Annotated in this window: 25 protein-coding genes; 12 read left to right on the top strand and 13 right to left on the bottom strand. The window is 71.1% G+C overall.

Features of this window, described 5'->3' with window-relative positions:
* Nucleotides 1–55: 55 nt before the first annotated feature.
* Nucleotides 56–925 carry an AraC family transcriptional regulator gene (locus tag BCF44_RS37270; RefSeq protein WP_116179195.1) on the top strand — a complete coding sequence of 290 codons (870 nt, stop codon included), beginning with the start codon at nucleotides 56–58 and terminating at the stop codon, nucleotides 923–925.
* Between the two features lie 17 nt (nucleotides 926–942).
* On the opposite strand, the gene BCF44_RS37265 is transcribed toward BCF44_RS37270, so the two are convergent.
* Both BCF44_RS37265 and BCF44_RS37260 read right to left on the bottom strand, forming a co-directional pair.
* Entirely contained in the window at nucleotides 943–1,674 is a 732-nt protein-coding gene (locus BCF44_RS37265; protein ID WP_116179194.1) for a dienelactone hydrolase family protein, read from the bottom strand.
* 210 nt (nucleotides 1,675–1,884) lie between these two features.
* Nucleotides 1,885–3,285 (bottom strand): S53 family peptidase, encoded by a 1,401-nt coding sequence (locus BCF44_RS37260; protein WP_116179193.1) that lies wholly within the window; start codon nucleotides 3,283–3,285, stop codon nucleotides 1,885–1,887.
* Between the two features lie 213 nt (nucleotides 3,286–3,498).
* Between BCF44_RS37260 and BCF44_RS37255 the strand changes: the two genes are divergently transcribed.
* A complete protein-coding gene (locus BCF44_RS37255; RefSeq protein WP_116179192.1) occupies nucleotides 3,499–4,128 on the top strand; it encodes an SDR family NAD(P)-dependent oxidoreductase in 630 nt (209 codons plus the stop codon).
* Here the strand turns inward: BCF44_RS37255 and BCF44_RS37250 are convergent.
* From BCF44_RS37250 to BCF44_RS37235, 4 genes are read right to left on the bottom strand one after another with little or no spacing between them, the layout of a single operon-like run.
* On the bottom strand, nucleotides 4,118–4,984 hold the full coding sequence (locus BCF44_RS37250; protein WP_246016026.1) for a winged helix-turn-helix transcriptional regulator: 867 nt from the start codon (nucleotides 4,982–4,984) through the stop codon (nucleotides 4,118–4,120). The genes BCF44_RS37255 and BCF44_RS37250 overlap by 11 nt on opposite strands.
* Nucleotide 4,985: 1 nt before the next feature.
* The gene (locus BCF44_RS37245) at nucleotides 4,986–6,488 is read right to left on the bottom strand and encodes a carotenoid oxygenase family protein (protein WP_116179191.1); all 1,503 of its coding nucleotides are present in this window, start codon (nucleotides 6,486–6,488) and stop codon (nucleotides 4,986–4,988) included.
* Nucleotides 6,478–7,692, bottom strand: coding sequence for an acetyl-CoA acetyltransferase (locus BCF44_RS37240; protein WP_116179190.1), 1,215 nt, complete (start codon nucleotides 7,690–7,692; stop codon nucleotides 6,478–6,480). The genes BCF44_RS37245 and BCF44_RS37240 overlap by 11 nt, the downstream gene beginning before the upstream one ends.
* Before the next feature lie 34 nt (nucleotides 7,693–7,726).
* Nucleotides 7,727–8,086 carry a hypothetical protein gene (locus BCF44_RS37235; RefSeq protein WP_116179189.1) on the bottom strand — a complete coding sequence of 120 codons (360 nt, stop codon included), beginning with the start codon at nucleotides 8,084–8,086 and terminating at the stop codon, nucleotides 7,727–7,729.
* A gap of 121 nt (nucleotides 8,087–8,207) precedes the next feature.
* Here BCF44_RS37235 and BCF44_RS55950 point away from each other — a divergent pair, with 121 nt between their 5' ends.
* Nucleotides 8,208–8,360, top strand: a complete 153-nt coding sequence (locus BCF44_RS55950) for a hypothetical protein (protein ID WP_170217952.1) — start codon at nucleotides 8,208–8,210, stop codon at nucleotides 8,358–8,360.
* Between the two features lie 121 nt (nucleotides 8,361–8,481).
* On the opposite strand, the gene BCF44_RS37230 is transcribed toward BCF44_RS55950, so the two are convergent.
* Entirely contained in the window at nucleotides 8,482–8,712 is a 231-nt protein-coding gene (locus BCF44_RS37230) for an RNA-binding S4 domain-containing protein (protein WP_116179188.1), read from the bottom strand.
* Nucleotides 8,713–8,755: 43 nt separating this feature from the next.
* On the opposite strand from BCF44_RS37230, the gene idi reads away from it, so the two are divergent.
* Nucleotides 8,756–9,328 carry an isopentenyl-diphosphate Delta-isomerase gene (idi, locus tag BCF44_RS37225; protein WP_116179187.1) on the top strand — a complete coding sequence of 191 codons (573 nt, stop codon included), beginning with the start codon at nucleotides 8,756–8,758 and terminating at the stop codon, nucleotides 9,326–9,328.
* Here the strand turns inward: idi and BCF44_RS37220 are convergent.
* Entirely contained in the window at nucleotides 9,318–10,481 is a 1,164-nt protein-coding gene (locus tag BCF44_RS37220; RefSeq protein ID WP_116179186.1) for an MFS transporter, read from the bottom strand. The genes idi and BCF44_RS37220 overlap by 11 nt on opposite strands.
* Before the next feature lie 126 nt (nucleotides 10,482–10,607).
* Complete coding sequence (locus BCF44_RS37215) at nucleotides 10,608–11,174, bottom strand: hypothetical protein (protein WP_116179185.1); 567 nt, start codon at nucleotides 11,172–11,174, stop codon at nucleotides 10,608–10,610.
* 167 nt (nucleotides 11,175–11,341) lie between these two features.
* On the opposite strand from BCF44_RS37215, the gene BCF44_RS37210 reads away from it, so the two are divergent.
* Complete coding sequence (locus tag BCF44_RS37210; RefSeq protein WP_116179184.1) at nucleotides 11,342–14,305, top strand: phosphodiester glycosidase family protein; 2,964 nt, start codon at nucleotides 11,342–11,344, stop codon at nucleotides 14,303–14,305.
* A 48-nt stretch (nucleotides 14,306–14,353) separates the two neighbouring features.
* Here BCF44_RS37210 and BCF44_RS37205 read toward each other — a convergent pair whose 3' ends face one another.
* A complete protein-coding gene (locus BCF44_RS37205; RefSeq protein WP_116179183.1) occupies nucleotides 14,354–15,778 on the bottom strand; it encodes an MDR family MFS transporter in 1,425 nt (474 codons plus the stop codon).
* 230 nt (nucleotides 15,779–16,008) lie between these two features.
* A complete protein-coding gene (locus BCF44_RS37200) occupies nucleotides 16,009–17,364 on the bottom strand; it encodes an NAD(P)/FAD-dependent oxidoreductase (protein WP_116179182.1) in 1,356 nt (451 codons plus the stop codon).
* A 79-nt stretch (nucleotides 17,365–17,443) separates the two neighbouring features.
* Here BCF44_RS37200 and BCF44_RS37195 point away from each other — a divergent pair, with 79 nt between their 5' ends.
* Nucleotides 17,444–18,061: a TetR/AcrR family transcriptional regulator gene (locus tag BCF44_RS37195; protein WP_116179181.1), complete on the top strand. Its 618-nt coding sequence runs from the start codon at nucleotides 17,444–17,446 to the stop codon at nucleotides 18,059–18,061.
* Nucleotides 18,062–18,214: 153 nt separating this feature from the next.
* Nucleotides 18,215–19,120: a protein-L-isoaspartate O-methyltransferase family protein gene (locus BCF44_RS56925; RefSeq protein ID WP_246016025.1), complete on the top strand. Its 906-nt coding sequence runs from the start codon at nucleotides 18,215–18,217 to the stop codon at nucleotides 19,118–19,120.
* Here BCF44_RS56925 and BCF44_RS37185 read toward each other — a convergent pair.
* Nucleotides 19,020–20,138 (bottom strand): ROK family transcriptional regulator, encoded by a 1,119-nt coding sequence (locus BCF44_RS37185; protein WP_116179180.1) that lies wholly within the window; start codon nucleotides 20,136–20,138, stop codon nucleotides 19,020–19,022. The two genes, BCF44_RS56925 and BCF44_RS37185, sit on opposite strands and share 101 nt — an antisense overlap.
* Before the next feature lie 29 nt (nucleotides 20,139–20,167).
* Between BCF44_RS37185 and BCF44_RS37180 the strand changes: the two genes are divergently transcribed.
* The 5 genes from BCF44_RS37180 (at nucleotide 20,168) to BCF44_RS37160 (ending at nucleotide 24,382) form a co-directional block, all read left to right on the top strand.
* Entirely contained in the window at nucleotides 20,168–21,196 is a 1,029-nt protein-coding gene (locus BCF44_RS37180; RefSeq protein ID WP_116179179.1) for a Gfo/Idh/MocA family protein, read from the top strand.
* Between the two features lie 39 nt (nucleotides 21,197–21,235).
* Nucleotides 21,236–21,889 carry a mechanosensitive ion channel domain-containing protein gene (locus BCF44_RS37175; protein WP_116179178.1) on the top strand — a complete coding sequence of 218 codons (654 nt, stop codon included), beginning with the start codon at nucleotides 21,236–21,238 and terminating at the stop codon, nucleotides 21,887–21,889.
* On the top strand, nucleotides 21,886–22,509 hold the full coding sequence (locus BCF44_RS37170) for a nucleoside/nucleotide kinase family protein (RefSeq protein ID WP_116179177.1): 624 nt from the start codon (nucleotides 21,886–21,888) through the stop codon (nucleotides 22,507–22,509). The genes BCF44_RS37175 and BCF44_RS37170 overlap by 4 nt, the downstream gene beginning before the upstream one ends.
* 10 nt (nucleotides 22,510–22,519) lie before the next feature.
* Entirely contained in the window at nucleotides 22,520–23,038 is a 519-nt protein-coding gene (locus BCF44_RS37165) for a hypothetical protein (RefSeq protein WP_116179176.1), read from the top strand.
* Nucleotides 23,039–23,206: 168 nt separating this feature from the next.
* Nucleotides 23,207–24,382, top strand: a complete 1,176-nt coding sequence (locus tag BCF44_RS37160; protein ID WP_246016024.1) for a serine hydrolase domain-containing protein — start codon at nucleotides 23,207–23,209, stop codon at nucleotides 24,380–24,382.
* A 75-nt stretch (nucleotides 24,383–24,457) separates the two neighbouring features.
* On the opposite strand, the gene BCF44_RS37155 is transcribed toward BCF44_RS37160, so the two are convergent.
* Nucleotides 24,458–25,876, bottom strand: a complete 1,419-nt coding sequence (locus BCF44_RS37155; RefSeq protein WP_116179418.1) for an SDR family NAD(P)-dependent oxidoreductase — start codon at nucleotides 25,874–25,876, stop codon at nucleotides 24,458–24,460.
* Nucleotides 25,877–25,881 lie beyond the last annotated feature (5 nt).

Genomic DNA, 25,881 nt, shown 5'->3' with positions numbered 1-25,881 from the left:
CCTCCTCGGTTCGTATCCGGTGGACTCAGGCTATTGAGAGGATTGGACAAGAACCATGCCCCCAGCGCCGGAGAACTTTGCCGATTCCCCACCCGATGCCCTGTCGGACCTGTTGCAGGCCGTCCACCTGCGCGGCGGCGAGATCACCCGCTCGGTGGCCGACCGGCCGCGCCGCGATCGCCACCCCGCCGGCCGGCGGATGCTGCACATCGTCGAGCACGGCGCCGTGCGCCTGGAGTTCCGCGGCTCGGACCCGGTCGATCTCGGCTCCGGCGACATGGCCCTGCTCGCCCGCGGCGACGCCCATGTCGTCCGGGCCGCCGACGCCGGCTGGATGACCGGCGGCTTCGTCGTCGACCATCCGGTCGCCGACCCGCTGCTCACGGTGCTGCCGGCGGCCATCGTCATCCGCGCCGACTCCCCCGGCGTGCCGTGGCTGACCATGGGGCTGCGGCTCATGCTCGACGAGTTCACCGATCCCCGCCCCGGCTCGCGGGTCATGCTCTCCCGGCTGCTCGACCTGCTGTTCATCCGGGCGCTGCGGGTCTGGGCCGCCGCCGGCCAGCAGTCCAGGCCCGGCTGGCTCACCGCCGCCATGGACCCGGCCGTCGGCCCCGTGCTGTCGGCCATCCACCGCGACCCCACCCGCGACTGGTCCGTCGACGACCTCGCCGCGCTGGCGTCCCTCTCCCGCTCCGCCTTCGCCACCCGGTTCGCCGCGCTGCTGGGCCAGCCGCCCGTCGCCTACGTCCACCGCCAGCGCCTCGACCGCGCCGCCCACCTGCTCGCCTCCACCACGGAATCCGTGGCGCGCATCGCCACCCGGGTCGGCTACACCTCCGACGCCGCCTTCAGCCGCGCCTTCACGCGTGCCTACGGCGAATCCCCCCGAACCTGGCGCAAAACCGCGCAGCCGCCCCCGTGAGGGCGGCCGCGCGTGGCTCACTTCAGGTGCCGGCCGAAGAACCGGTCCCCGTCGTCGCCCTCGAACTGTGGGACGCCGGTGTGCCCGCCCATGTTGGCGTGCAACGTCTTCTCCTTGGAGCCGAAGGCGTCGAACAGGTCCAGGGCCAACTGCCGGTCGTTCCCCTCGTCGTCCCACTGCAACAGGACCAGCAGCGGAATGGTGACCTGCCGGGCATCGTCGAACATGCTGCGGGGCACATAGCTCCCCGCGAACAGCGTGGCGGCCGCGATACGCGGCTCGACCACCGCCAGCCGCACGGCGATGGCGATCACGCCGCCGGCGAACCCGACCGGGCCGTCGATCTCGGGCAGCGCCAGCAGGGCGTCCAGGGTGGCCCGCCATTCCGGGACCCCCTGGTCGACCAGCGGGAGGATGAGCCGTTCGACGATGTCGTCGCCGACCGGCTCGCCGGCCTGCACCGCCCGCCGCAGGTCGGCACGGGCCTGATCGACATCGGCGAGACGCGGCCGGTCACCGCTGCCCGGGAGCTCGATGGTGGCCGCGGCGTACCCCAGCGCCACACAGCGCTGAGCCCGGGCCACCAGTCGGGGATACATCCTGCCCACTCCGCCGGGGTGGCCGAGCAGGATCAGCGGGACGGGCTCGGACGCCGCTTCCGACGTCCACAGGATGCCGGGGATCTCCCCGAGGGTGAATTCGCGTTCGCGGACGCCGTCGTCGAGGCGCCGCTCAGAGGTGAAGTCCATGGTCGTGCCTTTCGGGAGTGCTCGTGAAACGGCGCTCCCGGACGACCTATCGCCCGACCGTGACCCCAGAGGGGAGCACCCATGTCGCAGTGTTCACGGGTACCACCTCCTCGGTCTCTCGCACGGCCGCCGGAAAGCTAACAGAGCCCGCCGCGATCCGCCAACGGCTTTCCCGTGTGGCGCCGAACACCGGCGCCACACGGAAACCCGTCAGTAGCCGTGGCCGGCCAGCGCCGCCAGTTCCGGCACGAACCGGGCCGCGTCGATGGTGCCGACGCCCGAGGCCAGGTCGTAGCCGCGGCCGGCCTTGAAGCCGGGCACGGTGACCTGCTTGCCGTCCTGGGTGAACGTCACGGTGTTGTCGCCCGAGGTGACGTCAACCAGGCCGGGCGCGTGCGCCACGGACATCTGGTACAGCGCCCGGTTGATCAGGCCGAGCGGGTGGCCGGCCTGCTGCGCGGCCAGCGCCACGATGCCGGCGAACAGCGGCGTCGCCTCGCTGGTGCCGCACGACAGGCTCCAGCCGGCGGCCTGGCCGGGGAAGCTCTGGTAGACGTTGACCGCCCCGCTGCACGCGCCGCTCATCGAGATGTCCGGCACGCCGCGCTGGCTGCCGACGACCCCGGCGACCAGGCCCTGGTAGGACGGCCGCTGGAAGAAGGTCGACTTGCCGCTGCCGGTGCCGAGCGCATTCGGCCCGGCGTTGCCAGCGAACGCCTTGTTGGTCGGCACGTCGTAGGTGTCGTTCCACACGACGTCCGGCGCGAGCCGCCTGCCGTTGGCGTCCAGGCTCAGCTTGGTGCCGCCGACCCCGGTGATCAGCGGGTCGCTGGCCGGCCAGGACGTGACCGGCATCGGGTAGAGCTCACCGGGCTTGTCGGTCGCGTCCGTGGCCCCCGCGTCGCCGGTCGCGGTCAGCACGGTCACGCCGGTGCGGGCTGCCTCCTCGTACGCGCCGCGCAGCGCCAGCATCGACTCTCGGCTGGGGAAGGTCTGCTCGGTGGCGGCGAAGCTCTGGCTGATCACCGTGGCCAGGTGGTGGTCGAGCACGTACTTCTCGGCGGTCTGGATCTCCGGGAAGCCGGCGGTGCCCTCGGTCTCCGAGGTCGGCGTCTCGACCAGCAGCAGCCTCGCGCCGGGGGCCATCGCGTGCGCCCACTCGACGTCCAAAGTGGTCTCGCCGGCCCAGCCGGCCATGTCCGAGTTCGGGTCGTACGGCGGGATCGGGCCGGCCGGCCGGATGATGTCCACAGTCGTGGCCGGCAGGCCGTAGGTCTGGTCGAACACGTCCAGGTCGTGCTGGATCGTCGGGGAACCGAACGAGTCGACGATGGCGATCGTCTGCCCCCGGCCGTCGTTGCCGCGCGCGAACAGCGGGGCCAGGTCGTACGCCTGCTGGAACTGCGCCGGACCGTAGCAGGAGAGCTGGTACTTGGCCTGGCACTGGTCCGTGGTCGGCGGCGTCACCGTGGCCGTGCCGATGTGGTGCGCGGTCGGATGCACCTTCACCAGATCAGGTGACGGCGAGGCGGTGTTCCCCGGCGCCGCGCCGACCGCGCCTGCGGCGAGTGCGGTCGCGGAGAACAGCAAGGTCAATCGGGACGCACGCATGGAACCCCCGGAATCCGTTCCGCCGACGCCCGGTGGCGTCGTGCCGACGGAGGCTACCAATGTTCACAGTGGACGACGGGTTGTCGGGGACCGGTCGTACGGCAGTGGCTTTGTGCACATTGCAGTGATTTCTCAGGCACGCGCTCGATCGGTGGCGCCAGGCGTGGCGCGCACTTGCGCTGGAGCGCACTCCAGGTGGTGGGATCGAGGGCCATGACGGCAAAGCTACGGGTGGCGTTGGTGACCGACGCCGACGAGAAGATCGCACGAGGGCTGGCGCAGCTGGGGTTCACGGTGTTGGTGTCGGCGCGGGCCCGGCAGCACGGGATGGTGGCGGAGTTGGCCGACGATGGGCTGGACGTGCGGTTCCAGCGGTTGGACGTGACCGACGAACCATCGATCTACGCGGCGGTGGACCGGATCGAGGAGGAGTTCGGGCGGCTGGACGTGTTGGTGAACAACGCCCGCGTCGCCAACGAGCCGGCGGTGGCGCCGAGCATGACGTCGGTCGACGACATGCGGCGGGTGTTCGAGACGACCGTGTTCGGCGTGGTGGCGACGACCAATGCGATGCTGCCGCTGCTGCACCGGGCGGGGGCGGCTCGGATCGTGAACGTGTCGAGCCGGCTGGGGACGTGCATGGCTTACGGCAGCGCCGAGCCGGCGCTGAGCGCGATCACCGGCGCCTACGCCCGGGAGCTGGCGGACACGCCGATCAAGGTCAACGCCTGCGCGACCGATCCGGACGACGACACCGCCGCGAAGATCGCGATCGAGCTGGCGGTGTTGGCGGCGGACGGCCCGAGCGGCGGCTTCTTCGAGGACGGCCCGGTCAGCTGGTAGGGACGACGTCCTTGCGGGCGAGGCGATCCCCGCACGAGGAGCAGTCCAGCGCGGCGACGAAGGCGGAGTCGCACGGGAGGTGGCGGTGCACCAACGCCGGCCCTTCGGCGGCGCGGAACCAGCGCTGGGCCCAGCCGACGAGGCACATGACGACCGGGAAGAACGCGAGTCCCTTGGCGGTGAGGCGGTAATCGTCGCCGAGCACCCCGAGGGAACACAGGGTGCGGATACGGTCGGCGACCATGGTGGGCGGGGCGTTGAGGCAGCGCTGGAAGTCGGAGAAGCGGTGCACGCCCTGGAAGGCGGCGCCGACGAGGGCGGCCGACCAGCGGTTGCCGATGAGGGCGGCGGTTTCGGGGAAGAAGCCGGCATCGGCCGAGTCGCCGGACCGGCGGCGGGTGGTCGCGGCGGGGACCGACCGTTCCCACGAGCCGCTGGGACCGAAGCCACCGGCCAACGTGTGGTCGATGGCGAGAACCGTTCCGTCGCAGGCGGAACACACCAGCACGGGGTCGAAGGGCTTGCCGCACAGGCGATGCACGCGGACGGGCAGGCGCTCGACGTGGGCGGCGACCCAGCGGTCCTCCCAGGCCCAGATGCTCAGCAGGATGGACCACACGTCGGCGCCGCGCTCGGTGAGCCGATATCCGTTGCCCCGCACGAAGAGACCGGACTCGGTGAGGCGTGCCAGCCGGGCCGTGAGGACGGCGTTGGAGATGGGCAGCCGGGACCGCCAGTCGACGAAGCGGCTGGCGCCGAGCAGCGCCTCGCGCAGGATGAGCAGGGCCCACTCGTCGCCGAGCAGACCCAGGGTCACCCCGATGGCGTTGCGCTGCCCGGCGGGCAGCTCCGTCACCTCAAGCACGCCAACCCGGCAGCGAGGATCCGGGCGCCCACGTGGAGTGGGTGCCGCTGGAAACACGTTCGGGCAGCCGGATTCGAGCGATGGGACCGTCGGAAAGGCGCTGGGCGGCGAACACGAGGCACTCGGAGCGGTCGTTGACCATGTCGGTGGTCAGGGTGACCAGGTAGCCGTCGTCCTCGGACGTGGAGCCGACGCGGGGCGCGACGGCGGTCTCGCTGCCGTAGACGCCTTCTCCGAAGGAGATCCGTTCCTCGGTGCCGGAAACCAGATCGTGCTTGACGAGGCCGTCGAACAGGAACCAGCCGGGTTTGCCGGTGGCGGCGTAGGTGTAGCGGTACGGCCGCCCGCCGGCGCCGGGGTTGATCATGCCGAACTCGGTGATGGACTCGGTGAGCTGCTCCTCCTTGCACTGCCCGGTGGCGAGGTTGAGCCGCCAGCGGTGCAGCCGCGTCTGGAGCCGGTCCAGGGCGAGGAAGCGGAAGATTCCCCGAAGACCTGCTTGCAGGGTCGAGCGTTGATCCAGCACGGAGCCGGGCTGCCCGTTGTCGGCGGGCATGGGGTCGTGCTGGAAGAAGCCGTCCAGCACGATCTCGTCGCCCTCCTCGTACGCGTTGACCCAGTGCAGCACGTACGTCGGCTCGGCCTCGAACCACAGCACATCGTCGGAGCCGCCGCGGCGCGGAATGACGCCGAGCCGCAGCGGCAGGTCCCGGTGGAACCGCGGCACGTGCACGCCCTTGGCCATCAGGTCGGCGTCCCAGAACATGGGGCAGTCGTTGAGGATCGCGTAGTTCTCGGTGTATGCCATGTCGTGCGGCAGGCGCGGCCCGGGCAGCGGCACGTCGACGTAGTGCACCAGCGAGTCGGCGGCGTCCACGACGCCGTAGTGCAGATACGGGGCCTCGGTGGAGTAGTTGAAGAACAGCAGCTCGCCGGTGTGCTCGTCGACCTTGGTGTGCGCGGAGACGCCACAACTGGGGGTCCACGGCGACTTGCCCAGGGTCTCCAGCGTCAACGGGTCGAGCCGGTACAGATCTCCACATTGGTAGAAGCTGCTCAGCGCGATGCCGTTGTGCACGACGATGTCCGTGCTGGACGAGTCCTTCATCCGGCCCCGCGCGCCCCAGCCGTCCCGTGTGGACTGACCGGCGCGCTCGGCGATGCCGGCCCACAGCGGGCCGCCGGCCTCGTTCTCGGCCAGCAACCCGTCGGTGCGCACGAACCGGTTGCGGTAGAAGGCCTTCCCGTCCCGGAAGCCGACCATGTGGATCATGGCGTCGCCGTCGAACGGGTGGTACCGCTCGATCGCCGGGTGCACCGGGTTCTCGGTGTTGCGCAGGTACACGCCGTCGAGGTCGGCCGGCAGCTCGCCGATCACCTCCAGGTCGTCGGCCCGCCACTCGGTGTGCTGCGGCCGCCACGGCCCCGTCCGGTACGGGTGGTCGTCGTCCGCGGGCAGCGTCGACAGCATCCGGCCGACGATCTCAACGTCCATCGGTATCAACCCCCATTTGGGCCACCACAAAAGTCACGGTTGTCGTCGTGCTGCCGCCGATGTTCAGGGTTCCGATCCGCCGCGCGCCCTCGATCTGGCACTCGCCGGCCCGCCCGGTCACCTGCCGGCTGGCGTCCAGCAGCATGCGCACGCCGGTCGCGCCGACCGGGTGCCCGCCGCCGATCAGGCCGCCGCTCGCGTTGACCGGGATCCGGCCGCCGCGCTCCAGCTCGCCGTTCTCGATCGCCTTCCAGCTCTCCCCCGGCTCGGTGATGCCGAAATGGTCGATGGCCATGTACTCGGACACCGCGAAGCAATCGTGCGTCTCGATTCCGTCGACGGATTCGACGCCGGCCCGCCCGAATGCGTCGAGAACGGCCTGCCGCACGTGGGGCAGCACGTACCGCGAGTCCCGGCTGCGATCGAACTTGGGTTGCAGGGCGAGGCCGACGGTGCGGTGGCCCCAGCCGTCGATCCGCGCGGCGCCGGCCGAGCCGGCCCGGGCGTGCCGGTCGGAGACCAGCACTACGCCGGCGCCACCATCGGTGACCTGGCTGCATTGCTGGCGGCGAACGCGGCCTTCGACGCACGGATTGGCGGCGTCGTCGGAGGTGAAGCTGGCCGGCTCGAACTCCCACGCGCGGGTCTGGGCGCGGGGATTGGACCGGGCGTTGCGGAAATTGAGCTCGGCGATGGCGTTCAGATGCTGGTCGTCGATGCCGTAGCGGCGGTCGTACTCGTCGGTGAGCAGGGAGAACATGTGCGGCCACATGAACTTGGCCTGCTGCCCCTCGTGCCCCACCCACGCCGCGGCGCCGAGGTACTGGGCGCTCTGATCGCCGGGAACGGTCTTCTCCAACTCCACGCCCAGCACGAGCGCGCAGTCGTAGCGACCGGCCTCGAGGTCGGCCATGGCGGACAGGATGGCCACGCCGCCGGACGCGCAGGCGGCCTCGTGTCGGGTGGCGGGCACGCCCCACAGCCGGTCGTCGACGGTCGCCGGCATGCCGCCGAGCTGGCCCTGCCCGGTGAACAGCTGCCCGAACGCGTTGCCGACGTGGATCACGCCGACGTCGGCGGCGTCCACCCGGGCGTCGTCGAGGGTCTCCCGCACCACCTCGCCGACCAGGTCGGAGACCTCCAACCCGGCCCGTGGCCAGTTGCGGGCGAAGTCCGTCTGGTAGCCGCCGAGCACCCACACCATGCCGGCGATGCTACAACTAACAGAGTGACCCGGGTTACCTCCGAACCGGTGGCGCCGTCCGCGGCGGGTCGAAGTGGTGCCGCGCCGCCACCGCGCCGAAGGCGGCCAGCGCGGCCAGCAGCAGCACTCCGGCGGCCAGCGCGGTGCGGCCGGTGAGCTGGAGCTGGCCGAGGTGGCCGGTCACGAAGCCGGCGTACAGGCCCCAGCTGACCATTGCCGTGCCGAGTGCGGCGGGCAGCGTGGTGATGGCCGCGACGGCGGCGGTGACGCAGGCCAGGGCGACCAGCGCCACCAGGGGGTTGGCGGCCGCGGCGCAGGCCAGCACGACCACGGTCGCGGCGACGATGCCGAGCGGGAAGCCGAACCCGCCGGCCAGCAGGTGCTTGTCCGACATGGCTCCAGTGCAGCCCCGCAAGCCCCGCGACGACCCCGCCCTTGACGCGGTCGATACACCTTCGACCAGGGCTTTGACGGGTTCCTGACACAGCCGAACGGACTATTTGTAGGCTGTCCGGGTGACATCGATTGGGGAGGACCCGCAGCAGGGTCAGCAGAGTGGGCGGCATGCCGCGGCCGAGGGGGCCGAGCGGCATCCGCTGATCGACATGGACCGGGACCCCACGCCCGGCAAGGCCGACCACGCCCGCCCGGGCGAGGAGGACGACTAGGCCGACCGAGGCCGGTCAGGAGGGTGGCGGCGGCAAGACCCGCCGCCCACCGCCTGGACGGCAGGCGACCGGCCAGCACGGCGACGGCGGGGCGAACCCGCTGCTCAGCGGCCTGGACCGGTCAACCGTGGGCGGCGAGCCTGGCTCGCTGCCCGTCCACGGCGACCACGTCGCCGTCGACCAATTGACGGCCGCGCCGGGACTCGGCGCGGCCGTTCACCGTCACCGCCCCGTCCTCGAGCAGCTCCCGCGCGTGCGTGCCGTCCTCGGCGAGATCGGCGAGTTTGAGGAACTGGCCGAGCCGAATGGTCTGGTCGGTGATCTCGACGGTCCGGATGGGTGACGTGGGCATTCCGACATGATCGCGCACCCGCGTCCGGGACTAGGCTCGGCATGTGGCACAGGAGCATGTGGTCCTCCTGGACGAGGACGGCAACAACATCGGCACCACGCCGAAGGCGACGGTCCACCACGGCGAGACGCCGCTGCACCTGGCGTTCTCCTCGTATCTGGTCAACGACGCGGGCCAGGTCCTGCTCACCCAGCGGGCGCTGGGCAAGAAGACCTTCCCCGGCGTCTGGACCAACAGCTGCTGCGGCCATCCGGCCGACGGCGAGTCCATGGCCGACGCGGTGCGCCGGCGCGTCAAGGACGAGCTGGGCCTGGACGTGGGCCAGGTGGAGCTGATCCTGCCGAGATTCCGGTACGTCGCCGAGCAGGACGGCATCGTCGAGAACGAGCTGTGCCCGGTGTTCCGGGCGCGCGCGTACGGCGAGGTCGCGGCCGACCCGAGCGAGGTCGAGGCGGCCCGCTGGGTGGACTGGTCGGAGCTGCTCGGCATGATCGACGACCCGCGGCTGTCCACGTGGTGCCGGCTTCAGCTGGAACAGCTGCGTGAGCTGGGCGAACACCCGGACGACTGGCCGGTCGGCGACCCGGTGCAGCTGCCGGCGGCCGCTACGCCCTGACGAGCGAACGCAGGCGCGCCATCGCGGCCGCCCCGAACAGCGGGCCGATGGCCAGCAGCGGCACGGCCAGCCGCCAGCCGACCTGGTCGGCGAGCACCGGCAGCGCCTGGATCGTCAGCACGCTGACCAGGAAGCCGATGGCGGTCTGGGCGGTCAGCGCGGTGCCGACGTACTCCTGATCGGCGACCTCGGTCAGCGCGGCGGAGAACTGCGCGGAGTCGGCGATGACCGTCGCGCCCCAGACCGCGAGCACGATCAGGAACAGCACCGGCACGTCGAAGACCAGCGTGGACAGCAGGCCGCTGGCGGCGCTGAGCAGCATGGCGAGCATCGCCACGTACGCGCGGCCGTGGCGGTCCGCCCAGTAGCCGCCGGCGAGGCAGCCGACGAGCCCGCACACTCCAGCGACGAGGAACGCGGCGACGCCGACCCCGAGCCGGCCCTGCACGGCGTGGCTCGCCACGAGGTAGGTCGGCAGCCACGACCAGAGGGCGTACAGCTCCCACATGTGGCCGAAGTAGCCGAGATTGACCAGGCGCTGCCGGCGGTCGTGGAACATCCGCACCACGTAACGGGGATCGGGCACCCTGGCGGGTTTCATCGCGGGGCCCGATCGGACCAGCAGCAGGGAGATCGCCGCGCCGACCACCGCGAGCAGGGCGGCGGCCAGCAGCACGCCGCGCCACGGCAGCGTGGTCAGGCCGTTGATCAGCTGCGGCGCGGCCGAGCCGACGGAGAGCGCGCCGACCAGCAGGCCCAGCGCGACGCCACGGGCGTTCGGGAACCAGGACACGACGATCTTCATGCCGGGCGGGTAGACGCCGGCCAGGCTGATGCCGGTGAGCAGCCGCAGCGCCAGCACCGCCGAGGCGGCGTGGGCCAGCGCCAGCGTCGCCGTCGCGGCCGCGCCGAGCAGGGCGCTGAGCGTGATCAGGACGTTCGGCGGGATGCGGTCGGCGAGGTTGGCCAGGGCCGAGACGACCGCCCCGACGGCGAAGCCGACCTGCACGGTGGCGGTGAGCCACACCGCCTGCGTGCCGGTGAGCGCGAAGTCGGCACGGAGCGCGGGCGCCACCGCGGACGCCGAGAACCACAGCGCCAGCACCAGAACCTGGACCAGCGCCACCAGCCCCAGCTGCCACCGATGAGCCATTCGGAGGAGGCTAGTCGGCCACCCGGCCGACTAGCGACCCGCCCCCGAGTAATCGCCCCCTTTTGCAGGGAAGCTGGCTTTCCCCGCATTCAACGCGGGGAAAGCCCCCTTCCCCGCACCACGGGGTCAGGTGCCGGGGGCCTGGAAGAGGACCGGCGGGACGGGGGCGGTGCGGGGCTTGTCGGCCGTCGGTGCGTACGCCACCTGAGGCTCGGGCTGCGGCTCGGCGTCCGCGAAGGGCGAGGAAGCGGGCTTGGCGACAGCGGCCGGCTTCACCTCGGCGGCCGGCTTCTGCACAGGCTTCGCCTCGGCCGCCACCTGCTCCACCGGCTTTTCAGCCGCCACCTTTTCCGCGGACTTCTCGACCGTCGGCTCCGCGGCCACCTTCTCGACGAGCTTCGCCTCCACGGCGGGCTTCTCCGCCGCCTTGTCCGGCGAGGCGTCCAGGATGGCCCGGGCCTGGTCGATCCACATCGTCCACATGACCTCGTCGCGGGTGCCCTTGACCTCGGCGCGCAGCGCGGACAACGCCCCCCGGACCTGGGCCGCGAGCACCGAGTTGGCCCGCACGTGCGCCCAGATCTGCTTGGCATCGGCGTCCCGGCGCTTGACCACCTGGCGGACCTTGTCCTGCAACACCGTCCTCGGCAGGTTGTGCCACTGCTCGACAACGGAGGCGGGAGTCGGGGGCATACGACAGCCATCCTTACAACGCTCGTGAAAACCTGTCCGGGCTGGACAAATGGCGCCGCCCGGCCCTGCCGCGATTCTAGCCGCCGTTCGCGGAGCGTGACGCCACGCCAGCCGGAATCGGCAAACAACTTGCATGAAGTCTACCTTGTAGGCAAATTATCGACCTCATGAGGCTGACCCCGCTCTCCGCGGTCACCGCGCTACTCGTCGTCGTCTCTCTGACAACTCCCGTTTCCGCGACAGCGGACCCACCAACCCCCGACGCCCCCGTCCAGGTCGACGGCCCGTCGAAGCCGGTCGGTCCCGGCACCAGCTTATCCAGCTTCACCCGCGTCGATCCCACCGGCTGGATGCGCGGCAACGTGCTCACCGCGGACCTGAGCGATCCGCGCCTGACCGTCGGCCTGCTGACCCCGCCGCACGTCGGCGAGGTCCAGACCGTGACCCGGATGGCCACCCGGCAGCAGGCCTTCGCCGGCGTCAACGGCGATTTCTTCGACATCAACAACACCGGCGCCCCTCGGGGCATCGAGGTGACGAACGGGCAGCTGCTCAAGGGCCCGTGGACCGATCCGACGCCGTGGCGGCAATCCGTCGGCGTCGACATGAACAAGGTCGGTCGACTCGTCAACGCCTATCTTGACGGCACGGTGACATTGCCGAACGGCAAGTTCCCGCTGGACGGGCTGAACCAGGAGCAGGCGCCGCCGAACGGTTTCGCGGTGTTCACGCCCGCGTGGGGCACCGCCTCCCGCGCGTTCTACAACGTGACCAAGGTGCACGAGGTCACGGTGGTGAACGGCGTCGTCACCGGGCACGCGACGAATTCCGGCTCGGGACCGATCCCGGACAACGGATTCGTGCTCGCCGGCACCGGATCCGACGCGGACGTGCTGGCGGCGCTGAACATCGGCGACCCGATCGCCGTGACCTACGCGCCGAAGACCGACCCGGTCGACACCTTCCAGGCGCTGCTGGGCGTGCGGGACGTGCTGGTGCGCGACGGCCAGGTGCAGACCCTCACCGACCCGACGCCCAATCCCGACACGGCGATCGGCTTCTCCCAGGACGGCAAGCACATGCAGCTCGTCGTCATCGACGGGCGGTCCACCGCGAGCCGGGGCGTGACCGAGCAGCAACTGGCCGTGCTCATGCAGCAGCGCGGCGCCTACAACGCCGTGGTCATCGACGGCGGCGGCTCGTCCACGCTGGTCAGCCGGGACGCCGGCACGCCGGACGTGTGGCAGCGCAATGTGCCGTCGGACGGTGTGGAACGCGAGGTGGGCAACGGCCTGGGGCTGTTCGCCGCGCCAGGCAGCGGCCACCTCACCGGCATCGACCTCGAGACCGGCGACAAGGTGTTCACCGGCCTGCACCGCCGGCTCAAGGCGACCGGATTCGACGAGGAGTACGGGCCGGCCGACCTCGGCACGCCGCACTGGTTCGGCGCCGACGCGACCGGCATGGTCACCGGCGGCGCGCCGGGCTCGCTGGATGTCGGCGTGGCGTCGAAGGACGTGTCGGCGCGCGGCAAGATCCAGGTGCTGCCGTCGCTGAGCCGGATCGCCGCCACGCCGCAGACGGTGTCGCTGCTGGCCGATCAGACCGGCCTGGTGCGGGTGACCGGCTACGACTCGATCGGCGAGTCGGCGTCCGTCGATCCCGTCGACACGCGGCTGGACTACGACCACTCGCTGTTCGACATCGCGCCCGATCCCGATGGCACGCTGAAGATCACGCCGAAGGCCGCTGCCGGCACCGGCGTCGTCACCGTGCATGTCGGCGGCCGCGTCACGGCGTTCGGCGTCGCGGTCGGCCTGGTGTCCCAGCCGGTGACCGGTTTCGACGACGTGACCGGCTGGAAGGTCAACACCGCCCGCAGTTCCGCGACCATCTCCTCGGCGCCCGGCCAGACCGCGAACGCGTTGCGGCTGAACTTCGACTTCACGCAGTCCACCGACATCCGGACCGCCGCGGCGCTCGCGCCGAGGCCGATCCCGATCGCCGGCACGGCCCGTGAGCTCGACGCGTCCGTGAACGGCGACGGCAAGGGCGAGTGGCTGGCGGCGCTGGTCGTCGACAGCACCGGCACGCCCACCACCGTCTTCGGCGATCACGTGACGTGGAACGGTTGGCAGCGAACAAGTTTCCCCGTGCCGGCGACGGTGAAGTACCCGATCGCGGTGCTCGGCGTGACCGCGATCGAGGCGACCCGCACGAAGTACAGCGGTCAGCTGGACTTCGACGACATGACCGCCGGCGTTTCCCCGCCGGTGGCCGTGCCGCCCGACCCACCTGTCTATGATCCGCTCATCCGCGAGCAGTCCACTTCGGACGGTGGCGTCGCGGTTCTGTCCGGCGTGACCGACAAGGCGCTGGCCGAGGCGGTCGCCTCGCACCCCAAGTTCCTGGTGGTCGACGGGAACGCGGCCACGACGTCGTCGAAGGCGGATCTCCAGCAGGCCAAGGCGAAGATCGACGCCGCGGTCGGCGGGCGGTTCCCGGTCTACTACTCCCCCGGCAAGCTGGACAACGGCCCCGACTGGACGAGCGTGTTCGGACCGGATCACCAGACGTTCGTGTGTGACGGCGTCCGCTATGTGCTGCTGAACTCCGCCACCGGTGCGCTGCGGACGTCCGACTACGCGCAACTGGCGTCGCTGCAAGGGGAACTGACCGGCAAGGTGGTGGTGATCACCGCCGGGATCACCGATCCGAACGAGCGGCGAACGCTGGATGAATGGTTGCCGCACGACGCGCGGCTGATCGACGCCGGCACGCCGACCGGGGTGGAGCGCGACGACGGCGTGCCGTGGATCCACGTGCCGACAACGCCGACGGGGTGGGCGACCGTCGCCGGCAAGGCCCAGTTCCGGCCGGTCGTGGACGGGATCTCGATCACCGTCGGCACGGACAAGATCACCGCGGCCAGCACCGGCGGCCTGCCGCTGCGCTACCCGATGAGCGTCGTCTGGACCGGCAGCCCGGGCGTTCGCGTCGGCGATGCCCAGTGCCGCAACGGTGACATCGTGGCGTTCGATCCGACGAGCGGCGCCTACCAGCGCTGCGGACCGGGCGTGGCGACGCTGACGATCACCGCCAACGACGCCAGCCAATCGGTGACGCTGTAAAGAAAACGGCCCCCTGCTCGTCGTCGAGCAGGGGGCCGTTTCCGTTTCTCACGCCTCGGCGGCGACCCGGCGCTTCTGCACGAACAGCGAGCCGATCGCGCCGATCACGCCCAGGCAGCCGGCCACGATGAACGCGGCCCGCAGGCCGCCGGCGTCCGGCCCGGTGGTCCCGGCGACCGTGGCCAGCGTGGCCACCGCGACGAACAGCGTCGTGCCCAGCGCGCCCATCACCTGCTGCAACGTGGACATGATCGCGCTGCCGTGCGAGTACAGGTGCTCCGGCAGGTCGTTCAGGCCGTCGGTGAACAGCGGCGTCATCATCAGGCCCAGCGCGGCCATCAGCAGCACGTGGATGCCGATCACCGCGATCAGCGGCGAGTTCGGCCCCAGCGCGGCGAACAGCCACAGGGACACCGCCATCGCGAACGCGCCCGGAATCACCAGCGGCCGCGCGCCGATCTTGTCGTACAGCGCGCCGACCGGCCGGCCGAGCAGGCCCAGCACCAGGCCGCCGGGCAGCACCGCAAGGCCGGTGACGAACGTGCTCTGGTGCAGCACCGTCTGGAGGTACAGCGGCAGCATGATCGCGGCCGCACCGATCAGGCACATGAACAACACGCTGGTCAGCACCAGCGAGACGACGAAGCTGCGGTGGGTGAACGGCCGCAGGTCGAGCAGCGCCCGGTCCTGCCGCTGCAACACCAGCTGGCGCCACGTGAACACGACCAGCGCGACCACGCCGACCACGACCGACACCCACGGCGGCAGCGGCTGGCTGGTCGGGTCGCCGCTGCCGGACAGGCCGAACAGCACGCCGCCGAAGCCCAGCGCGGACAGGATCACCGACGGTACGTCCAGCGGCACCTGTCGGGTCTCACTGTCGATCTTCAGCAGGACCGCGCCGGCGATCAGCGCGGCCACCGCCAGCGGCAGCACGATGCCGAACATCCAGCGCCAGCCCAGCGACGACAGCACCGCGCCGCCGATCGTCGGGCCGATCGCCGGCGCCACCGCGATGACGATGGTGATCGTGCCCATGGTCGCGCCGCGGCGCTCCGGCGGCACCAGCCGCATCACGGTCGTCATCAGCAGCGGCAGCATCACGGCGGTGCCGCACGCCTGTACGACCCGGCCGATCAGGAGCATCGGGAAGCCGGTGGCGACCGCGCACAGCAATGTGCCGATGCTGAACGCGGACAGCGAGATGATGAACACCTGGCGAGGCGTCAGCCGCTCCAGCAGGAAGCCGGTGGTCGGGATGACCACCGCCATCGTCAGCAGGAAGCCGCTGGTCAGCCACTGCACGGTGGTGGTGGCGATACGCAGGTCGACGGTCAGGTCCCGCAGCGCGACGCTCAGGATGGTCTCGTTGAGGATCATCACGAACGCCGACAGCACCAGCACGCCGATCAGCAGCCATGTTCGCTCCGGCGCCCGGCTGTCGGCGCGCGCGTTCTGCACGGTTTCGGTCATCAAGGGGTCCCCCCGTCGGCAGCGTCCTGGGTCGATGGCGGCTGGACACTGGCAGCGGTCACAGCAAAGGCCTCGAAGCCATCATGTCACGCACGACGCGACACGCCGTCCCATTTATTCCGTTAGTACACAGTGTCAACCGCACCTCACGCTGCGGGGTCCCCCAAACGCAGGGAAGGACGCCTTACCCTCGTTCAACGCGGGTAAGGCGTCCTTCCCTGCACAAAGACTTACTTCTGGGCGAAGTCCGTGCGGCTCAGCATGTTGCTGATCTGGCCGGCGTCCAGGGCGCGGGGCTCGGCGACGTGCACCATGGACACGACCTCGCGGCCGAGCAGGCCGTGGCCGATCCAGCCGAACAGGATGCGCACCTTGCGGTTGAAGGTCGGCATCTTGGCCACGTGGTACGCGCGGTGCGCGGCCCAGGCGGTCCAGCCCTTGCCCTTGGTGTTGTAGACGTCGGCGACGCCCTTGTGCAGGCCCAGGCTGGCGACCGCGCCCACGTTCTTGTGGAAGTAGTCGACGACCTTCTTGTCCCGCAGCGAGGCCAGGATGTTGTCGGCGAGCACCTTGGCCTGGCGCACGGCGTGCTGCGCGTTCGGCGGGCAGGTGGCCTCCGGGTCGGCGTCCCGCTTGGACAGATCCGGCACGGCGGCGCAGTCGCCGGCCGCCCAGATCACGCCCTCGTGGCCCTGCACCTGCATGGCGGCGTTGGCCACCACGCGCTTGCGCTGGTCCAGCGGCAGGCCGGCCTCGGCCAGCACCGGGTTGGCGGTGACGCCGGCGGTCCAGATGATCGTGTCGCTGTCGTACTCGGTGCCGTCCGACAGCTTGACCCGGCCGTTCTCCACGCTCTGCGCGAAGGTCTTGAGGTAGACCTCGATGCCGCGCTGGCGCAGCTTGTCCACCGTGTACACACCGAGGCTCTCGCGGACCTCGGGCAGGATCCGCGGCGCGGCCTCGACGAGCACCCAGCGCATGTCGTTGGGCTCGATCGTCGTGTAGTACTTCAGCGCCGAGCGGGCCATGTCCTCGAGCTCGCCCAGGGCCTCCACGCCGGCGAAGCCGCCGCCGATGACGGTGAAGGTGAGCAGCTTCCTGCGGGTGGCGGCGTCGGTGGTGCTGGCCGCCAGGTCCAGCCGCGACAACACGTGGTTGCGCAGGTAGACGGCCTCGCCGATGGTCTTGAGGCCGATGCCGTGCTCGGCCAGGCCCGGGATCGGCAGCAGGCGGGTGACCGCGCCGAGCGCGACGACCAGCGTGTCGTACGCGACCTCGTCGACGGTGCCGCTCTCGGTCTTCACGGTGACGACCTTGCGGTCGGGGTCGACCGCGGTGACCCGGGCGGTGCGCACGTGGCAGCGGTCCAGGGTCCGGCGCAGCGGGACGGTGACGTGGCGGGGCTCGATGGAGCCGGCCGCCGCCTCCGGCAGGAACGGCTGGTACGTCATGTGCGGCTGCGGGTCGATCACCGTCACGGACGCCTCGTTGGAGCGCAGCTTCTTCTGGAGACGCAGCGCGGTGTAGAGGCCGACGTAGCCTCCACCGAGCACAACGATTCGAGTGGGCTGCTTCCTGCTGGCCACGGCCAATCCCCTCCGGGTTGGATACACCAATGCACTGAATGCACCGACGTACTGAGTGTAGAGCTGTATCGTGTCAGTCATGGGCCTTTCTGACAGTGACGTCAGCCACGCTACGGATGCACCGCCACGCAAACGGGTGCACACGAAGGCGCGACTACTCCGTGCGGCGGTCGAGGTCCTTGCGGAGCGTGGTTACCACGCGTCGTCCATCGACGAGATCTGCGCCCGGGCGGGCTACACCCGGGGGGCGTTCTACTCCAACTACAGCAGCAAGGACGAACTGGTGGTGGAGGTGTTCGACCAGTACGCGACCCAGCGCCGGGAGCGGCTGGCGGCGCTGGCCGCCAGCGAAGTGACGCCGGACATGCTGGCCAGGGAGCTGCTGGAGCTCAACGAGCAGGACTCCGCGCTGAGCACGGTGATCCTGGAGTTCCGCATCCACGCCGTCCGCAACCCCGACCTCGTCGCCCGGTTGGACCAGCACGACGACGAGGCCTCCACGGCGTTCGGTGAACTTCTGGCGAAGGTCCTGCCGGCCGACTCCGCGCTGGCGACGGTGCCGCCCAAGCAGCTGGCCACCTTCCTGCTGGCGCTGCGGGCCGGCACCCTGACCCGCATCCTGCACGGCGGCACCAGCGCGGTGCAGGCCAGCGACGCCTTCCACACCGTGCTCAGCACGCTGATTTCGATCAGGTGAGCGGATCCGACGATCCGACTACCCTCTGTGGAGATGCATCCCCAGGTAAGAGGTAGGATGGTGGACGGCTCGCGGCTGCCGTCGGCTGACTCGCGGGTATTGGCCCGTCTGGCACACTGTTTGAGTGGAAACCCACTCGGGGGTACGCCTCACATGATCAAACAGCAGAACACTGCTTGCCCCGCCACCGACGAGTTCCTCGCCGCGGTGGACATCCGTGCAGGTCAGCGCGTTTTGCAGGTAGCGGTCGGCGATCGTCTGCTCGATCCGGACGAGATCACCACCGTCACCGGCGACGCCGCGTACTTCGGCGACCCGTCGGGCGCCCCGTACGACCGCATCGTGGTCACCGCGGGGGTGGCCGGCATCTCGCCGCACTGGTTGGATCAGCTGGCTCCGGGTGGCGTCATCTACGCCCCGGTGGCCCACGGCGGCATGCACCCCGTGCTGGCCGTCACCAAGCGCGCCGCCGGCCCGCACGCCCGCCCGGTGCTGTGGGGCGACTTCCCACCCGCCACCGGCCCGCTGCGCCCGGACGCGCTGTTCCACGACCCGCACCGCGTGCTGCGCGGCCCCGCCACCTACCGGGTGCCCGGCGGCCACCTGGCGCTGACCGAGGACAACTACCAGGACCTCTGGTTCTTCCTGGCCGCCCGCGACGCCCGGATCACCCGCGCCGAGCTGGACGACCCGGACTTCGACCCGGACCGCGGCTGCCTGGCCAAGCACGAGCCGTCGCACGGCACCGCCTGGATCCAGACCGACGGTTCGATCATGGCGATCGGCGACAGCACCACCGTGCTGAACCTGCTGCTGGCCCAGGCGACCCAGTGGGACAAGACCCTGGACCGGCCGCAGTTCACCCAGTGGCAGTGCGGTTTCCAGCTCGACGAGCTGGTCAGCCACCCGCTCTGGTTGCCGCACCGCTGGCAGCTGTCGCCGTCGGCCGCGACCCGGTTCAGCCCCGTCGAGCCGCGAGCGCGTCGCTGGCCGTCAGCGACGCGGCCAGCGGTGACGTCGCCGCCCCGACCGCGACCAGCTGCGGCCCCCAGCCGCTGAGCGTCAGCTCGACCTCCGTTCCGCGAAGCGCCCGGCGGATTCCGTCCTGGTAGGGCGGCGCCGCCCTACCAGCCAGTACGACGCGGTCCAGGTCGAGCAGGTTCACCAGGTCCTTCACGGCCACGCCGAGGATGTCGCCGGCCCAGTCGACCTCGGCGTGGTCGAGCTGCGCGAAGCGGGTGAGCACCAGGGACTCCGGCACCGGCTCGCCCGCCGCCCGCGCCACCACCGCGGCCGGCCCGCACAGCGCCTCCAGGCAGCCACGCCGCCCGCACACGCAGGCCGGGCCGTCCAGCGCGATGATCATGTGCCCGAACTCGCCGGCGTTGGTCCGCGCGCCGCGGTAGACCCGGCCGTCCAGGACCAGTCCCGCGCCGATGCCGGTGCCGACGTAGATCATCGCGGTCTGCCTCGGCACGTCGGTGGCCCACAGCTCGGCCAGCACCGCCGCGTTGGTGTCCTTGTCGACGATCACCGGCAGCTCCAGCGCGGCCGTCAGCATCGGACCGAGTTCGGCGTTTTCCCATCCAGGCAAGCGATTCGCCCGGTGCAGCACGCCGGTGCGGTGGTCCACCGGGCCCGGGCAGCCGACACCGACGCCGGCCAGCGTCGCCGAGTCCACAGTGGACGCGAGCGCCCGGATCGGCTCGGCCAGCTCGCCGATCGAGGCGACCAGGCCCGGCCGGTGCTCGGCGGCGATCACCCGGCCGGCCAGGTCGACCAGCACCAGCCTCAGCTCGTCCCGGTCGAGATGGACGCCGATGGCGTGCCGGGCGCTCGGCACGAGCCGCAGCAGCGTCGTCGGGCGGCCGACCGTCGGGGCAACCTGACCGGACTCCGCGACCAGACCGCCGTCGATGAGCCTCGTCACGATTTTGGACACCGCCTGGGCGGTGAGGCCGCTGGAGTTGGCCAGGTCGACGCGGCTGATGCCGTCGCGACGACGGATCAGGTCCAGCACCACCGCGGCGTTGTGGTCACGCAGTGAGCCGAGATTCGCTCCGGGTTTGCTTTGCATTTACACAACAGTGTTGATTAACTCGGGCCATGCACGCAAGCACCGATCTGCGGGTGGGTCTGCTCGGCTACGGCATCGCGGGCGCCGTCTTCCACGCCCCGCTGATCGCGGCCACCCCCGGCCTGCGGCTGTCCGCCGTGGTCACGGCCAACCCGGAACGCAAGGCTCAGGTCGCCGCCGACCACCCCGGCGCCCTCGTGCTCGACCACGCCGACCAGCTCTGGACCGAAGAGCTGGACCTGGTCGTGGTCGCCACCCCCAACCGCACCCACGTGCCGCTGGCCACCGAGGCGCTGGACGCCGGCTTCGCGGTGGTCGTGGACAAGCCGTTCGCGCCGACCGCCGAGGAGGCGCGCAAGCTCACTGAGCACGCCCGCGAGCTGGGGCTGCCGCTGTCGGTGTTCCACAACCGCCGGTGGGACAACGACTTCCGGACCGTGCGGCAGCTCATCGAGGCCGGCGAGCTGGGCACCGTGCACCGCTTCGAGTCACGCTTCGAGCGCTGGCGGCCCGTGCCCAAGGCCGGCTGGCGGGAGCTCGGCGACCCGGCCGAGGCCGGCGGCGCCCTGTACGACCTCGGCTCGCACCTGATCGACCAGGCCCTCCAGCTGTTCGGCCCGGTCCGGTCCGTGTACGCCGAGCTGGACCGGCGGCGCGCCGGCGTCCAGGTCGACGACGACGCGTTCGTCGCCCTCACGCACAAGAGCGGCGTCCGCTCGCACCTGTGGATGGGGGCCGTCACGCCGCAAGCCGGGCCGCGGCTGCGGGTGCTCGGCGACCGGGCCGGCTACACCAAGTACGGGCTGGACGGGCAGGAGGACGCCCTGCGCGGCGGCAACCGGCCCGGCGGCCCGACGTGGGGCGTCGAGCCGTCGGAGCTGTCCGGCCAGCTCGGGGTCGACGGCACGCTGCGCAGCGTGACCTCGGTTCCCGGCGCGTACCAGGACTTCTACGCGCTGATGCGGGACGCCGTGCGCGGCGAGGGGCACGTGCCGGTCACGCCCGAGGAGGCCATCGCCGTGCTGGAGGTCATCGAGCAGGCCCGCGCCGTGGCGTGAGAGTCTGTCGGCTGAACTCGTTCGGCGGCAGGAGATCACATGGCACGGCGGCTGTTTCCCGACACCAAGCGCACCATCGGCGCCGGGACGCTGGCGGCGCTGATCGTGATCGGCGTCGAGGTGTTCGGCCGGCTCGACGCCGGAGCCATGCTGTGGCAGAAGGCAGTGTCCGTCGGCGGGGCGCTGCTGTTCGTCGGCGTGATGGCCGTGGCCATCCGCAACCTCGGCAACGTCATCGTGCGGCACACCCAGTCGCACATCGGGATCAGCCACGCGGGCATCATCCGTCTGGGCATCTCCCTGGTCGGCTACCAGGTCGCCGTGGTGACCGCGCTCGGCATGCTCAACGTCGGCATCGGGCAGCTGCTCGTCGGCGGGGCGCTGACCGGCGTCGTCGTCGGCATCGCGTGCCAGCAGTCCCTGGGCAACCTGTTCGCCGGGCTCGTGCTGCTGATGTCCCGGCCGTTCACCATCGGCGACCAGATCGTCGTGCACTCGGGGGCGTTGGGCGGGCCGCACCTGGGGATGGTCATCGAGATGGGGCTCGTGTACGTGGTGCTGGAGACCGACGACGGCGTGATCCGGCTGCCCAACAGCGCCGTCCTGGCCGCCGGCGTCGGACCACGGCCCGTACGCGATCCCGCGCCCGCGCCGCACGTCGCCCCCGACCCGGCCAAGGGTCTCTCGGAGTGAAGGTTCGCCCGGTTTCCTTCTCGGTTCTGGTCGCCGAACTCGCCGATCGCATTGTCGCCCTTGGTTCTTCCAGGCTGCGGGTGGTGATCGACGCCGCCCCCGCCGCGCAGCCCGCCGTCCTCGCCGACGCGCTGGTCGATCCCCTGCGGCTGCGCGGACGTTCCGTGCTTCGGGTGTCCGCCCGGGACTTCCTGCGGCCGGCGTCGTTGCGGTTCGAGCACGGGCGCACCGATCCCGACTCGTACTTCGAGGACTGGCTGGATGCCGGCGGCCTCGCCCGTGAGGTGTTGGATCCCGCCGACCCGGCCGGCACCGGCTCCGTGCTGCCGTCGCTGTGGAACGCCGACACCGACCGGGCCAGCCGAGCATCCTATGTGGAGGTTCCGTCGGGCGGAATCGTCGTGGTGGAGGGCGCTTTGCTGCTCGGCCGGTGGCTGCCTTTCGACCTCACCGTCCACTTGGACATGTCGGCCGCCGCGTTACGGCGGCGGACTCCCGTCGAGGAGCACTGGACGCTGCCCGCCTTCGACCGCTACCGCGCCGAGGTCTCCCCCGGCGATGTCGCGGACGTCGTGGTCAAGTTCGACGATCCCAACCACCCGGCGCTGATCAAGCCCTGAACTCGCGGCCATGACGGAGGAATGGTCCTTCGAGACTGCCCGCGAGCCGGCCGCGTTCGCAGCGGCCATCGCTCCCCGTGAGCACACCCAGCACGCGTACGACGGCGAGAACCACACGCTGTGCGGGCTCAGCACGGAGCCGATGGAGCTTTACCTCCACCATTTCGACCGCTATCACGACGAGTCCTGTCCAGAATGCGGCACTCGGGCGGCCGCCGCGCCCACCGAGCCGTGCGGCCAGGAACGACTGTACAACCGGCTGCTCGAGGCCGACGCGAGCCCGGCACGGGAGAACCTTCTCGCCGCGCTCCGCCGGGGCGCGTACATCCGCCTGTGGATCACCGGACCGGGCCGGCAGATGGCCCAGTACTACCTCAAGCCCGATCGGATCACCGAGGGCCGGGACGCCGTGGCCGCCGCGTTCGACACCGACGACTCGGTCGGCCTCGCCCGCGCCGAGAGCCCGACCGGCAACTTCGTCGTGGCCCTTGCCTTCGACGCCCCGCCGGTGATCGCGCGATCTGCCTGAACACGCAATTCGGTGTGACGCCGGGCGGACTCGCCGGACTGCCTGAAACCTGCATTCGTTCTGTCTGTGGGCGCGACTCGCCGGGGTTGGCGGGAGTGTCAGGGGTCGTCGGTAGGGTGGAAATCGGGGGCTGCTCAGGCGCGTTTGCCGGTGGGTGGGGAGGAACAGGTGGCTGTGGGTGGGTTCTCGTCGAGCGGGCTGGTTCGGGTGCGGGAGATGCTCGCACGGCATGTGGACGCCGGCTCCATACCCGGTGCGGTGGTAGTGCTCGCCCGGCACGGCGAGGTGCACGTTGAGGCGATCGGGACGCTGGCGTTCGAGGGCGTGGGATCGGCGACGCCGATGGCCACCGACACCCTCTTCCGCATGGCCTCCATGACCAAGCCGATCGCCGCCGCCTGCGCGATGACGCTCGTCGAGGACGGCCCCCTTCGCCTCGACGACCCGGTCGACGAACTCCTCCCCGAGCTGGCGCACATGACCGTGCTCGCCGATCCCCACGGGCCGCTCGACGACACCGTCGCGGCGAAACGCCCGATCACGGTGCGGGACCTGCTGACCTTCACCGTAGGCACCGGAATGGTCCTCGCCGAGCCGGGCACGGCCCCGATCGCCGATGCCCTGAACGCGCTCCGCGCGCCGTCGCCGGACGAGTGGATTCGCGGGCTCGGCGCACTTCCGCTCGTGCACCAGCCCGGCGAGCGGTGGATGTACGAGACCGCCGCGAACGTGACGGGCGTGCTCATCGCGCGGGCCACGGGCACGTCGTTCGGGGACGCCTTGCGGGAGCGGATCTGCGATCCACTCGGGATGAAGGACACGGCCTTCGCCGTGACCGGCGCGAACATCGACCGGTTCGCGACGGCGTACGAATTCGAGAGCGCCGACGCCGGCAGGCCGGCCGTTGTGGACGGCCCCGACGGGCGGTGGAGCCGGCCGCCGGCGTTCGAGGCCGGTGGCGGCGGGCTCGTCTCCACCGCCGACGACTACCTCGCCTTCGCCACGGCGCTCCTCACGGGCGATTCGGTCCTGTCACGGCGAGCGGTGTCGCTGATGACGTCCGATCACCTGGCCCCGGCGCAGAAAGCGGTCTCCGGATTCTGGCCGGGATACTTCGACACCATGGGCTGGGGCTTCGGGATGTCGGTCCGCACCCACCGCACGCACCTCGGGCCCTCGGTCGGGAGCTACGGATGGCCCGGCAAGTACGGCACCGCCTGGTACAACGATCCCGCCGAGGCGATGACGACCATCGTCCTGATGCAGCGAGAGCACGCCGGCGACCAGACCCTGCCGATGTGGGCCGAGTTCTGGACCACCGTCTACCAGGCGATCGACGACTGACCAGGCCTGTGGGGACTCGCGGGGTCTGCCCGAAACCTACATTCGGTGTGTCTGAGAGCGCGACTCGCGGGGGTGTCACCAGGGGGAGGGGGCGTAGTCCTTGAGGAAGCAGCCGTGGAGGTCCTCGCCGGACTCGCCGCGGACGATGGGGTCGTAGACGCGGGCGGCGCCGTCGACGAGGTCCAGCGGCGCGTGGAAGCCCTCGTCGGCGAGGCGGACCTTGGTGGGGTGGGGGCGTTCGTCGGTGATCCACCCGGTGTCGACGGCGGTCATGAGGATGCCGTCCTGGAGCATCTCCCCCGCGCTGGTGCGGGTGAGCATGTTCAGCGCCGCCTTGGACATGTTGGTGTGCGGGTGCCCCGCGCCCTTGTAGCCGCGGCCGAACTGTCCCTCCATCGCGGACACGTTCACCACGTACTTCCGACGGGCACGAGCCGCGGCCATCGCCGGGCGCAGGCGGCTGACCAGAATGAACGGCGCGGTCTGGTTGCAGAGCTGGACCTCGAGCAGCTCGATGGGGTCGACCTGGTCGACGGTCTGGGTCCAGCTGTTGACGGGGGCCAGGTCGGGCTGGAGGCCGGCGGCGTCGATGGCGGTGCCGGCGGCGACCCGCGCGGGCGAGGCGGAGCCGGCGGTCAGGGCCAGCGCGGTCACGTCCACGGCCAGCGACGTGAGCTCGGCGCCGGCCAGGGCCACCGGGTGGGCGTCGTGGGGGCTGCCGAGGGTGATCATCTCCGGCAGCGGCCCGGCGGGCAGCGGGTCGGACTCGGCCTCCACCAACAGCGAGTACGAGCCGGGCGAGCGCCGCACGGTCTGGGCGGCGTTGTTGATCAGGATGTCCAGCGGACCGGCCTCGGCGACGGTGTCGGCCAGCGCCACGACCTGGGCGGGGTCGCGCAGGTCGACGCCGATCACCCGCAGCCGGTGCAGCCAGTCGGCGCTGTCCGGCATGGCCGCGAACCGGCGCACGGCGTCGCTGGGGAACCGCGTGGTGATGGTGGTGTGCGCGCCGTCGCGCAGCAGCCGCAGCGCGATGTACATGCCGATCTTGGCGCGGCCGCCGGTGAGCAGCGCGGTCCGGCCGGTGAGGTCGGTGCGGGCGTCCCGCTTGGCCCGGTTGAAGGCGGCGCAGTCCGGGCAGAGCTGGTGGTAGAAGGCGTCCACCTCGACGTACCGGATCTTGCAGACGTAGCAGGAGCGGGGCCGCAGCAGGGTACCGGCGGTCGCGCCGACGGCGGTCGACACCAGCGGGATGCCCTGCGTCTCGTCGTCGATACGGTCCGTCGCGCCGGTCGCGGTGGCCGACGTGACCTCGCGGTCGGCGGCCGTCACGGCTCTGCGGGCGTTGCTGCGCCGCTCGCGGCGGGCCTCCTTGGCGATCTGGGAGGAGGCCCTGCGCACCTGGATCGCCGTGGGGTGGTCGGACGGCAGCGCGGTCACCGCGGCCAGCACCTTCAGGCACGTCTCCAGCTCGGCGGGGTCGATCTCGGACATGACCA

Source organism: Kutzneria buriramensis (assembly GCF_003387475.1).
GTDB lineage: Bacteria > Actinomycetota > Actinomycetes > Mycobacteriales > Pseudonocardiaceae > Kutzneria > Kutzneria buriramensis.
Note: the sequence above shows the minus strand (reverse complement) of the source record. Positions and strands in the feature narration are given on the sequence as shown.

Coding starts and splice junctions, on each gene's coding strand:
- BCF44_RS37185 (WP_116179180.1), bottom strand. CDS start 20,138: ATGCAAAGCAAACCCGGAGCGAATCTCGGCTCACTGCGTGACCACAAC.
- BCF44_RS37245 (WP_116179191.1), bottom strand. CDS start 6,488: ATGGACGTTGAGATCGTCGGCCGGATGCTGTCGACGCTGCCCGCGGAC.
- BCF44_RS56925 (WP_246016025.1), top strand. CDS start 18,215: ATGATCAAACAGCAGAACACTGCTTGCCCCGCCACCGACGAGTTCCTC.
- BCF44_RS37235 (WP_116179189.1), bottom strand. CDS start 8,086: ATGTCGGACAAGCACCTGCTGGCCGGCGGGTTCGGCTTCCCGCTCGGC.
- BCF44_RS37240 (WP_116179190.1), bottom strand. CDS start 7,692: ATGGTGTGGGTGCTCGGCGGCTACCAGACGGACTTCGCCCGCAACTGG.
- BCF44_RS37175 (WP_116179178.1), top strand. CDS start 21,236: ATGGCACGGCGGCTGTTTCCCGACACCAAGCGCACCATCGGCGCCGGG.
- BCF44_RS37155 (WP_116179418.1), bottom strand. CDS start 25,876: ATGTCCGAGATCGACCCCGCCGAGCTGGAGACGTGCCTGAAGGTGCTG.
- BCF44_RS37180 (WP_116179179.1), top strand. CDS start 20,168: ATGCACGCAAGCACCGATCTGCGGGTGGGTCTGCTCGGCTACGGCATC.
- BCF44_RS37255 (WP_116179192.1), top strand. CDS start 3,499: ATGACGGCAAAGCTACGGGTGGCGTTGGTGACCGACGCCGACGAGAAG.
- BCF44_RS37260 (WP_116179193.1), bottom strand. CDS start 3,285: ATGCGTGCGTCCCGATTGACCTTGCTGTTCTCCGCGACCGCACTCGCC.
- BCF44_RS37270 (WP_116179195.1), top strand. CDS start 56: ATGCCCCCAGCGCCGGAGAACTTTGCCGATTCCCCACCCGATGCCCTG.
- BCF44_RS37165 (WP_116179176.1), top strand. CDS start 22,520: ATGACGGAGGAATGGTCCTTCGAGACTGCCCGCGAGCCGGCCGCGTTC.
- BCF44_RS37230 (WP_116179188.1), bottom strand. CDS start 8,712: ATGCCCACGTCACCCATCCGGACCGTCGAGATCACCGACCAGACCATT.
- BCF44_RS37265 (WP_116179194.1), bottom strand. CDS start 1,674: ATGGACTTCACCTCTGAGCGGCGCCTCGACGACGGCGTCCGCGAACGC.
- BCF44_RS37215 (WP_116179185.1), bottom strand. CDS start 11,174: ATGCCCCCGACTCCCGCCTCCGTTGTCGAGCAGTGGCACAACCTGCCG.
- BCF44_RS37210 (WP_116179184.1), top strand. CDS start 11,342: ATGAGGCTGACCCCGCTCTCCGCGGTCACCGCGCTACTCGTCGTCGTC.
- BCF44_RS37205 (WP_116179183.1), bottom strand. CDS start 15,778: ATGACCGAAACCGTGCAGAACGCGCGCGCCGACAGCCGGGCGCCGGAG.
- BCF44_RS37195 (WP_116179181.1), top strand. CDS start 17,444: ATGGGCCTTTCTGACAGTGACGTCAGCCACGCTACGGATGCACCGCCA.
- BCF44_RS37220 (WP_116179186.1), bottom strand. CDS start 10,481: ATGGCTCATCGGTGGCAGCTGGGGCTGGTGGCGCTGGTCCAGGTTCTG.